Raw genomic sequence first — 10214 nt, 5'->3', positions numbered from 1 at the left:
TTGACAGGGCCCCGGCCTCCCTGGCCGATCCCGGTCCCGGATGTCCGTGACCCGGCCCCTCCGGATGCGGGTGCGGTTCCGCCCGCGCGGGGGCCGTACCTTGACCACCCGTCAGGAGTCGGCAACGCAGGCCGGCGCAGGTACGGAACCGCTGTGCCGGCCGTTCGCCGAGAGCCGGTGGGGGTGGGCGCTACCGCGTGGGACGCCGTCCGCGACACGGTCTTCCGGCGCCGTTGACCGGGGAGGGCCGCCGGGGCCGTTCACCCCCCCGCGCCGGGACCAGCACGGGCGCCGGATTACTCATCGACGGTGGCCGGACCGGGACGACCCGAGCGCCGGGCGACGCTGCCGCGGGCATCCAGGGGGATGGTGTCAGGGCCGTCGGCCGTACAGGCCTTCGAGGAGCGCGGTCAGGTACCGGCGGCCGGTTTCGACGCGGGTGCCGGGGGCGCCGTGCACGGTCGCGGCGTACGCGATTCCGCACATCAGCGGGACGAGGTCGCCGTCGGCCAGGTCAGGGCGCACGACCCCGGCGACGCGGGCCCGTTCCAGCAGCCGTGCGCCCACCGACCAGAGGGCCTGCTTCAGTTCGGTGGTGCGCGGCAGGGCGTCCGTGGCCGCGGCGGTGACCGCGGTCAGGGAGGCGTCGGTGACCTGGGCTTCGATGGTGCGGGTCAGGAAGGCGGCGAGGGCCCGTCCGGGGTCGCCGTCGGCCAGCGCCCGCTCGCCGTGGGCGACGAGCGCCTCCAGGGACGGGGCGGCGACGGTTTCGAGGAGCGCCTCGGCGGTGGGGAAGTGGCGGTACACGGTGCCCACCCCGAGCCCGGTACGGCGGGCCACGTCGTTGAGCTGGAGCGGCGTCCCTTCGTCCACCAGACCGCGGGCCACGGCGACGATCCGCTCCCAGTTGCGGGCGGCGTCCTTGCGCAGGGGAGCGGTCGTCATGGGAGCAGTCTAAACGGATGGGCGATCCGGCTGACCGTCGGCGGTCGAACCGTAGTGCGTCGCGGGGCCGTGCGCGGCTCCGGCGCGGCCGTACCGGCGGAGTTCGCCGCAGCCGCCGGGCGGCCGCCGACGCCGTGCCGGCGCGGTCCGCACGGCGCGCGGTCCGCGAGGCCGTGGACGGCGCGCAGTGGCCGGACCCGCCCGGTGCCCCGCCGACGCCTCGTCAGAGGACCGCTGATCCGGGTACGGCGCCGGCTGACGGCCGGAGCCGAGGACGACCCGGCCGCCCTCCTCGCGCTGCCGTCGGCGCTCCCGGCCCGCAGTCGCCGGCCTTCGCCGCCCTGCCCCGGCACCGGCCCCTCAGCCGCAGGCTGCAGTCCGTCGCGCCGCCGGCCCGCCCGTAGGCGGCCAGCGCCCCGGCACGCCTCTTCGCGCGCTGACCGGAGGAGGAGCTCGCGCACCAGCGGCGACAGCCTGGACGCGCTTCCCGTACGGCCCGGCCCGACAGGAAGGCCCCGCCGGTCCCCGCCGCTTCGTTTCGCCGGCCCGGACGGGGCCGGGACCTGGTGGCCTCGGCCGGCCCAGCGTCGGGAGACATCCCGGCCGCCTCCCGCCTCACCGGCCGCCTCCCGCCTCACCGGCTGCCGGCGGCCGGGCCGGACACCGGTGATCACCGCCGAACCGGGCACCCCGCGCCGGCCCGGGCCAATCTGATCAGGCAGACAGCCCGCGCCTGAACACCGTCAGGAACCATGCTCCGGTTGCCCGTCCGAGGGCAGCAGGTCCCTCGCCCTGCGCTCCATCAGGACCGGCAGGTAGGCCCGTACGCGGGCGTACTTGAGCTCTTCGTACGCCGTCTGCACCGAACTCCGCACCAGGTCGGCGTCCAGATGGGGATGAGCCTTCATCAGCCGCTCGGCGACGTGGCGGACGACAAGTGCATCATCGGACTCCGTCACCGTGCACCTCAGCCTTCTCCGGGGACCGCTCAGCTCAGTCTGGCGGAGCGGTCCTTGCTCTGGAAGCCGATCTTCCGGCTGCCGTGCACCTCCGGTTCACCGTCGCCGCTCCGTCCGCATCGCCCGCGACAAGGGTGTCAGCGGCCACTACGGGGGACGGAACCGACCGCCGGCCCGCGGTGCACCGCCTCGATGCCGCGGACCTGTTCCGCCTCGCGCTGGAGGAGGCGCCCGCGGGCTCGACGCTGCACGGCGTCGCGGACGAGGGGGTGCCCCTCCGGGACGTCGCCGAGGTCATCGGCCGCCACCTGGACCTGCCCGTCGCCCCCGAGGGCCGACCAGCAGGCCTCCAGCGCGCTGACCCGCGAGCTGACGGGGTGGCGGCCGACCGGGCAGATCGAAGACCTGGACAAGGGCCACTACTTCGGCTGAGCCCCCCGGCGCCGCCGCGCCCCGGGCCGCCGGCCGCGTCCGCCAACACCATCCGGCCGGGTCCCCGAGCCACGGCGCTCCGTACATGACCGCGCGGGGGCGCCGGCGGCCGTTCCGCAGTTGCGAAACGGACTGACGGTCCGTATGGTCGGCATGGCGGACCGCCGGTCCGTTTGCGTCTCGGGTGTCCCGCCGCGCAGAACCACCCCGAATCGAACGGAAGCCCTGACCATGACCATCCCCATGGCGCCCGCGGAGCTGTACCGCCACAGCCTTCGACTGCTGCTCGAGAAGGACATCGCCGGTTGGGTGGAGCTGTGGCACGAGGACGGGGTCCTGGAGTTCCCCTTCGCGCCCCGGGGCTGGCCCGAGCGGCTGGCGGGCAAGTCCGCGGTCGGCGCGTACATGCGCCACTACCCCGACCACGTCGACCTCCACGAATTCCCCGACGTGACGGTCCACCAGACCACCGACCCGGAGACGATCGTGGTGGAGATGCGCGGCGTCGGCCGCCTGGTGGAGACCGGCGGCCCCTTCGACATGACCTACATCGCCGTGGTCACCGTCAAGGAGGGGCTCATCACGTCCTACCGCGACTACTGGAACCCCCTCGCCGTCGCGCTGCCCGGCGCCGGCTTCGTGGGAGCGGCCCGGTGAACGGCCCCGACGCCACCCTCGTCATCGGTGCCACCGGCACCACCGGCCGCCGGGTCACCGCCGGGCTCCGCGCGGCCGGGCGCCGGGTGAAGGCCGCCGGCCGGAGCGCCACGCCGGTCGAGGGCGGCCTCGCCGTCCGCTTCGACTGGAACGAGCCCGCGACCTGGGGCGGGGCGCTCGACGGCGTCGACCGCGTGTACCTCGTCCCGCCCATCGGATCCCCGCACCCGGCCGCGGTCATGCTGCCCTTCCTCCGCCAGGCCCGTACCGCGGGCGTACACCGCGCCGTGCTGCTCAGTTCGTCGGCGATCCCGGCCGGCGGCCCGGCGGTGGGGCGGGTCCACGAGGCGCTGCCCGGTCTGTTCGAGGAGTGGGCGGTGCTGCGGCCCTCCTGGTTCATGCAGAACTTCGCCGGCCACGCCCCGCACGCCCGCAGCATCCGCGAGGACGGCGTCATCCGGACCGCCGCGGGCGGGGGCCGCGTCGGGTTCGTCGACGCGGCGGACATCGCCGCCGTCGCCGTACGCGCCCTGACCGACGAGCACGCTCCCGACGCCGACCTGATCCTGACCGGGCCGCAGGCGCTGAGCTACGACGACGTCGCCGCGATCATCAGCGAGGTCACCGGCCGGTCCGTGGTGCACCGGCGGCTGACCTTCGAGCAGCTGCGCGACCGCTGGGCGGCCGAGATCCCGCTGGAGTTCGCCACGATGCTGGCCGGGATGGACCGGGACATCGCGGCCGGCGCCGAAGACCGCACCTCGGACACCGTGGAGCGGCTCACCGGCCGTCCCCCGGGCACCTTCCGGGCCTTCGTCGAACGCGAGGTGCCGTAGCACCGGCGGCATCCCGGCCCGCCGCACCCGCGGGCACCCGGGCGCCGTCCGTCCCGCCGCGGCGCGTATCTTCGACTGGTCCCAGCGCACCCGGGCGAACCCGCTTCGAGCCGGGCGGGGCACCGGGCGGCACGGGCCCCGGACCAGCCGAAGACCAAGAGGAGGATCCGTGAGCCGACGTCCGGAGCGGGCCGACGCCCTGCGCAACCGAGAGGCCGTCCTGGCCGCCGCCGACGCCCTCTTCGCGGCCGGCGCCAGCCCCCACGACGTCTCGATGGACGACATCGCCGCAGCGGCGGGCGTGGGCAAGGGCACCCTCTTCCGCCGCTTCGGCGACCGCGCGGGCCTGATCGGCGCCGTGCTCGCCGCCCGCCTGGAACCCCTGCGGCAAGCCGTGCGGGAAGCCCGGGAGACGGCCGCCTCGACCCCGCGGCAACGGGTGCTGGACCTCCTCGACGCCTCCCTCCGCTTCAAGATCGAGAACCGCAACCTGATGGCGGCTGCGGAGGACGCCGGGCTCAGCAGCCCCTACCGGGCCGAGCACTACGGCTGGTGGTACGAGACCCTGCGCGCCGAAGTGGCCCAGGTGCCCGGCGCGCACGACGCGGACTTCACCGCCCACGCGCTGCTCGCCTGCATCCGCGCCGACCTCGTGGTGCACCTGATTGACGAGCGGAAGACGACGCCCGAGGCCCTGCGCTCCTCCCTCGCGGCCCACGTCGACAACGTCCTCGGTGCCGGGCCGGGTTCGCCGGCCGCCGACGAGAACCGGAGCCCGGACGGTCCCTGATCACGGGGGCCGGCTCACGGCTGCGGAGCCGTCTCGAACACGGGCGGCTTGAGGCCGGCGAGGCATCCGGTCTTGGGGGCGGTCGGCGTGTCGAGGAAGGAGCGGGTGATCTCCTGTGCACACGGGGACGCCGCGAAGGCCACGTGCGCCACGTAGGGGACGGTGACGACGGTGGCCCGGCTCAGCGTCCGGGCGACGTACGGCCCGTTGCGCGCACCGGTCTGGGCGTCGAACCCGGCCGACATGACCAGGGTCGGGATGTCGCTGTGCGTCACGTCGCGGACCGAGCGCGGCGCGGCGGGAACGTTCCAGGCAGCGCAGTCAGCGTGCAGGAACGCGAGTTGCGGAGCCTGGGCCAGGACGGACCGGGGGAACGACGGGAACGCGGCCTGTCCGGCCCGCAGTACCTCGGCCTGGCTCTCGTAGGGCGTCCACTCGCGGCAGAAGACGCCGTAGGCCAGCCCGTGCGAGACCCTGCCGACGGCCTGGGGGCTGACCTTGCCGGCCGCCCACTGCTGGGCGATCCGCTGCGGTCTGCCGTGGGCCAGCTCGTCGAGGGAGCGGGGCACCCCGGCCGCCAGGTGGGTGGCGGACGTCAGCCAGGTCACCAGCGCCCCGCCGTCCAGCACCACCTTCACCGGCTCGGGGCGGCCGGGCACCGTGACGGTGGTGGTGACCGGCCGGGCTTCGAGCTCACGGACGAGCCGGTCGAAGGTGGCCGACAGGTGCGGGTAGCGGCTGTTGCAGGCGGGCTGCCGCGCACACGCCCGGAACAGGCCGTCGAAGCCCTCCCGCGCGCTCATCCAGGCGAGTGCGCCACCGGTGGTGGACGGCGGCAGGACGCCGTCGAGGCCGACGGAGCGGATTCCCTGCGGGTGTTCGCGCATGTAGATCAGGGCCAGGTCGGTGCCGTAGGAGATGCCGAACACGTTCCATTGCGCGATGCCCAGCGCGAGGCGCAAGTCCGCGTAGTCGGCGGCACTTTCCGTGCTGTCATAGGCGCCGAGCTCCGCCCCGCGGCCCGCCAGCTGCTCGCGGCAGGTCCGTGTCGCGTCGACGTGCAGCCGGCCGGTGGACGGCGCGTCGTAGACGAGGCCGACGGCGCGCGCGTTGAACTCGTCGACACCGGGGCAGGTCAGTGCCGGGTCGGCCGAGTACGTTCCGCGCTGCGACATGAAGATGACGTCCCGGTTGGAGTTCAGGTCGCCGTCGAGCGCCAGCGGGATCTCGCCGACGGCGTCGTCGCCCGGGCCTCCGGCGAACCAGACGACCGGGTCGGGCTTCGGCCGGTCCGAGGCCGCCGGCACGATGGCGACGCCCAGTCTGATCTTCCGGCCGTCGGGCCTGCCCCGGTTCTCGGGCACGGTGAGCGTTCCGCAGCGGGCCTGCTCGAGGGCCGGGACCGGGTCCGGGGTCTTCGGGCAGGGGCCGGGGTCGTAGCGGGCGTCGCCCGCCGCCCGGGAGGCCGTGCCGATCGCCGCTCCGGTCCCGGAGTCCGGGCTGCTGCCGGCGCCGTGGGCGGGTGCCGCGAGGAGGCCGGTCACCAGGATTCCGGCCGCCAGACCGGCCGGCCCGGCGGGCAGCCGCCGTACGGTACGGCGGCGCCTGCGCGACACGTCGGTGGGTGCCATCGGGAGCCTCCCGGTTGCCCCGGGGCGGTCGGTTCGCGGCCGTCACTGCGGGGCGATCGTGAACGGTTTCGGTTTGACGTCCGCCACGCAGCCGGTGCCGGGGGCGGTGGGACGGGCGAGGAACGAGGCCAGTACGCGTTGCGCGCACGGCGACTGGGGAACCACGAAGTGCCCGACTCCGGGGATCCGCACGACGGTCGAACGCGACAGGCCACGTGCCGTACGGGCCCCCCAGCTCGCCCCGGTCTTCCCGTCGAACGTCCCCGAGACGACGAGCGCCGGCACCGGGCTCGCGGTGGCCACGCGCTGGGCGGCGGTCCGGTCCGGAACGTTCCAGAGCCGGCACACCTCGTGCTGGAAGGGGAGCTGCGGTGCCTGGGCCAGGACCGTGTCCGGCAGGCCGGGGAACGACTTGCGCCCGGCGTCCAGCAGAGCGGACTCCGAGTACCCCGGCACCCATTCGCCGCACGCCACCGACTCCGTCAGGCCGAACGCGGTCTGCCCGACGGCCGGATGCGCACCGGCCGCGCGGGCCCGGGCGAAGCGTTCCGGATGACCGCGGGCGAGCTCGTCGAGGGCCGCCGGGACGTCGGCGGCCGGGACGGCGTTGGCGACCAGCAGGTTCACCAGCGCTCCGCCGTCGAGGACGACCCGCACCGGATTCCCGCCGCGCGGGGGAGCGGCGTCGAGGGTCAGCGGGTGCGCTTCGAGCTTGCGCACCTGCTCCGTGAGAGTGCGGGCGACGTCCGGGTAGCGGCTCTTGCAGGCGGGCTCGGCCGTGCACGCCCCGAGGACGGCGCCGATGCCTTCCCGCGCGCTGCTCCACGTCCACGGCAGGCTCACGGTCTGCGGCGGTGTGACGGAGTCGAGGGCCACGGAACGGACCCCCTGCGGGTGCTCGCGCAGGTAGGTGAGGGCGAGGTCGGTGCCGTAGGAGTACGCGTAGACGTTCCACTGGCGGATGCCGAGTGCGGTGCGCAGGTCGGCGAAGTCCGCGGCGTTCTGCGTGGTGTTGTAGGCGCTCAGGTCCGTTCCGTCGGCTGCCAGCCGGTCCCGGCACTCCTTCACCGCGCCCAGCAGGAGCCGCCGCGCGGCGGGTTCGTCGTAGCGGAGCCCGACGGCCTGCGCGGAAGCCCGGTCGATCTCCGGGCAGGCGAGGTCCGGCTGCGAGTGGAGGTTGCCGCGCTGGGCCATGACGATCAGTGCGCGGTCGCGGTTCAGGCCGGCGTCGGTGAGCAAGGAGATGTCGTCGAACGCGTCACCTCCGGGGCCGCCGGCCATGAAGACCACCGGGTCCTGCGCGGCTTTCGCCGAGGCGGCGGGAATGACCGCGACGGCCAGCCGGATGGTGCGGCTGCCGGGGCGCTCGCGGTTCTCCGGGACTTCCAGGTAGCCGCACCGGGCGTGGTGCAACGCCGCGACCGGCTCGGACGTCTTGGGGCAGGGCCCGGGCACGAACCGCGCCGGGGCCGCACCGACGGCCTGTGCCGCCGCGGCGGCGCTCGGCGCCGGGCCGAGCCCGCTCAGCAGGACCACGGCGGCCGCGGCGGCCGCGGCGCTCACTCCACGGCTGCCCGACCGCGTGGCCGCAGTTCGGGCGGATCGCACATAGTGGACGATACCGGGCACGTTGAACGCGCGCACACGCACGGCCCGAACGTCCTGCGCTCGGGCGGTGAGGCCTGGGCACTCGACGCCCGGCCCGTGCGCCTGAGACGCGGCGGCAACCGGGGTCGGGCTGCGGCGGCCGCCCCTGCCGCGTACCCGGGCCACGTGGCCGATACTGGGAGGAACGGGCTCCCGCGGGCATCACGCCCGCCGGGCACGGGAGGCGGTGGCCGCATGCACCCCACGGAGGGCCCCGGCGAGTACGGCAAGGCGGTGTTCCCGCCCGGCCGGGCCGGTGAGGACGAGCGCATCGACCTGGGCGCCCTGGCCTACGACGACATCACCATCGCCCGGCTGCGGGAGCTGGGCGCGGGCCCCGGGTGGAGCTGCCTCGACGTCGGGGCGGGCACCGGCAGCGTGGCCCGGCGGCTGCTGGGGGAGCTCGGCGTCACGCGGGTGCTGGCCGTGGACCGCGACACCCGCTTCCTCGCCGCCCACCCGCAACCCGGTCTCGACGTCCTGGAGGCGGACCTCACCGCCCCCGGCTTCGGTCCCGGGCGGTTCCACCTGGTCCACGCGCGCTTCCTACTGATGCATCTGGCCGCCCGGCGCCAACTGATGGCACGCCTGGGCGCGTTGCTGCTCCCGGGCGGAGTGCTGGTGCTCGGAGACGCCATCGATCCGGCCTCCGACACCGCGCCCCCGGGCCCGTACACCATGGCCATGCAGGCCATGTGGCAGGGCCTGCACGACACCATCGGCACCGACGTCTCCTGGACCCCGCGCTACCCGCAACTGCTGCACGGCCTGGGCCTGGAGGGAGTGGCAGCCGAGGTCCACGTCCCGCCGCTCGTCCCCGGCTCGCCCATCAGCCGTTTCTGGGCCGGAACCTGGGACCGCGCGCGGGAGGCCATGACCGCGACCGGACTGGTGGACGACGCGGACATCGACGCGGCGATCCGCTACCTCGGCTCACCCGACTGCGCGGCCCTGTCCCCCGGCCTGATCACGGCCTGGGGCCACCGTCCCGGCGCAGGTGCGCCGACCAGACCAGTGCCGCCGCCAGGGTGATCGCGGCGACCGCCGTCGACATTCCGGCGTGGATGCCGAAGCGCACGGTCACCATGCCGGCCACCAGCGCTCCGAGCGGAACCCCGAGGCCCGAGGAGAGCATCCGGCGGGTGGTGTTCACCCGGCCCTGGAGTTCGGCCGGCGTGACCTCCTGCGAGTAGGTCATCGTGTTGACGAGGACCACGAGATACGCCGACCCCCACACGGCGAGCGCCACCACGGCCACCCGCCAGTCGCGGGCGAGCACCACGACCAGACCGAGCAGCGCACCCGCCGGCAGCGCCGCGAGGAGGATCCGGGGCGCGTCGAGCCGGCGCCGGATCCTCGGCAGGAGCAGCGAGCCGCCGATGCCGCCGGCGCTCCACGCCGCGTAGAGGAACCCGATCCGCGCGTCCGTGCCGTGGACGTCCAGCCCACGCTCGGCGTAGAGGACCAGCTGGCCGACGATCGCACCGCCGGCGAAGGACTGGAGCGCGCCGACCACGGTCATCGTGCGCAGCACCGGATGCCCCCACAGGAACCGCAGCCCCTCGCCGACGGACTCCTTGAAAGCGGGGCGGCGCGCCGCCGCGGCGCCGCCGGGCGGCTTGCGGGCGACGGCTCGGACGAGCAGGGCGGAGGCGATGAAGGACACCGCGTCGACCATCAGGGAGCCCGCCGGCCCGAGCACCGCCATCAGGCCGCCGGCGACCGCGGTGCCGGTGATCCGGACGATGGACTCCGCGCCGTAGAGCAGGCCGTTGGCCCGGGCGAGGTTCTCCCGGCCCACCGCCTCGGGTACGAACCCGTACACCCCGGCGTCGAAGAAGAGGGCGAGACCGGACGACAGCAGCGCCACCAGGATCAGCTGGAGACCCGTCAGCGCCCCGAGGGCGGCCGCCACCGGGACGGTGGCCAGGCATACGGCGCTCAGGGCGTCGGCGGCCACCATGAGCCGGCGGCGGTCGACCCGGTCCGCCACCACCCCGGCCACCAGCCCGAACAGCAGGTACGGCAGGGTTCCCGCCGCGGCGACCAGGGACACCGCGAGCGGCGATCGCGTCTGCTGGTAGGCCAGGACCGGAAGCACCACCGTGGTGACGGCCGAGCCCAGTCCGGAGACCGTCCTGGACAGGAGGAAAAAGAAGAAGCCCCTCAGTTTCCTGAGGGGCGTCGGGTTCGGATCCACCGGATCTCCGGTGGTCTGCTGATCCGTGCTCGAAGACATGGTGGTTTATAGGCAGACGTCGGGAGACGGGTCAACCGTCCGCGGCCCCGCGCCCCTGCCGGAGACCTCCGGCAGGGG

At 74.9% G+C, this 10214-nt stretch carries 9 protein-coding genes and 1 pseudogene; 5 read left to right on the top strand and 5 right to left on the bottom strand.

Annotated features, from left to right (window positions below; translation table 11 throughout):
- Positions 1-372: 372 nt before the first annotated feature.
- Entirely contained in the window at positions 373-945 is a 573-nt protein-coding gene (locus ACWGH1_RS32765) for a TetR/AcrR family transcriptional regulator (RefSeq protein WP_453352970.1), read from the bottom strand.
- A gap of 743 nt (positions 946-1688) precedes the next feature.
- The gene (locus tag ACWGH1_RS32760; RefSeq protein ID WP_453352971.1) at positions 1689-1904 is read right to left on the bottom strand and encodes a three-helix bundle dimerization domain-containing protein; all 216 of its coding nucleotides are present in this window, start codon (positions 1902-1904) and stop codon (positions 1689-1691) included.
- Between the two features lie 61 nt (positions 1905-1965).
- Between ACWGH1_RS32760 and ACWGH1_RS32755 the strand changes: the two are divergent.
- The 4 genes and pseudogenes from ACWGH1_RS32755 to ACWGH1_RS32740 all read left to right on the top strand — a co-directional run.
- Positions 1966-2336, top strand: a pseudogene (locus ACWGH1_RS32755) (3-beta hydroxysteroid dehydrogenase); the annotation flags it as partial.
- Between the two features lie 231 nt (positions 2337-2567).
- Positions 2568-2993, top strand: a complete 426-nt coding sequence (locus ACWGH1_RS32750) for a nuclear transport factor 2 family protein (RefSeq protein ID WP_453352972.1) — start codon at positions 2568-2570, stop codon at positions 2991-2993.
- Positions 2990-3829: an NmrA family NAD(P)-binding protein gene (locus ACWGH1_RS32745; protein WP_453352973.1), complete on the top strand. Its 840-nt coding sequence runs from the start codon at positions 2990-2992 to the stop codon at positions 3827-3829. The genes ACWGH1_RS32750 and ACWGH1_RS32745 overlap by 4 nt, the downstream gene beginning before the upstream one ends.
- Positions 3830-3998: 169 nt before the next feature.
- Complete coding sequence (locus ACWGH1_RS32740) at positions 3999-4619, top strand: TetR/AcrR family transcriptional regulator (protein WP_453352974.1); 621 nt, start codon at positions 3999-4001, stop codon at positions 4617-4619.
- 14 nt (positions 4620-4633) lie between these two features.
- Here ACWGH1_RS32740 and ACWGH1_RS32735 read toward each other — a convergent pair whose 3' ends face one another.
- Positions 4634-6250 carry an alpha/beta fold hydrolase gene (locus ACWGH1_RS32735; protein ID WP_453409261.1) on the bottom strand — a complete coding sequence of 539 codons (1617 nt, stop codon included), beginning with the start codon at positions 6248-6250 and terminating at the stop codon, positions 4634-4636.
- 42 nt (positions 6251-6292) lie between these two features.
- A complete protein-coding gene (locus tag ACWGH1_RS32730) occupies positions 6293-7813 on the bottom strand; it encodes an alpha/beta fold hydrolase (RefSeq protein WP_453356596.1) in 1521 nt (506 codons plus the stop codon).
- 279 nt (positions 7814-8092) lie between these two features.
- On the opposite strand from ACWGH1_RS32730, the gene ACWGH1_RS32725 reads away from it, so the two are divergent.
- Positions 8093-8929 carry a class I SAM-dependent methyltransferase gene (locus ACWGH1_RS32725; RefSeq protein ID WP_453356595.1) on the top strand — a complete coding sequence of 279 codons (837 nt, stop codon included), beginning with the start codon at positions 8093-8095 and terminating at the stop codon, positions 8927-8929.
- Here ACWGH1_RS32725 and ACWGH1_RS32720 read toward each other — a convergent pair.
- Positions 8865-10136 carry an MFS transporter gene (locus ACWGH1_RS32720; protein WP_453356594.1) on the bottom strand — a complete coding sequence of 424 codons (1272 nt, stop codon included), beginning with the start codon at positions 10134-10136 and terminating at the stop codon, positions 8865-8867. The genes ACWGH1_RS32725 and ACWGH1_RS32720 overlap by 65 nt on opposite strands.
- Between the last annotated feature and the right edge of the window lie 78 nt (positions 10137-10214).

The sequence above is a fragment of the Streptomyces sp. NPDC054883 genome (assembly GCF_053610645.1).
The sequence above is the reverse complement of the archived record's forward strand: the minus strand, read 5'-3'. Positions and strand labels throughout refer to the sequence as shown.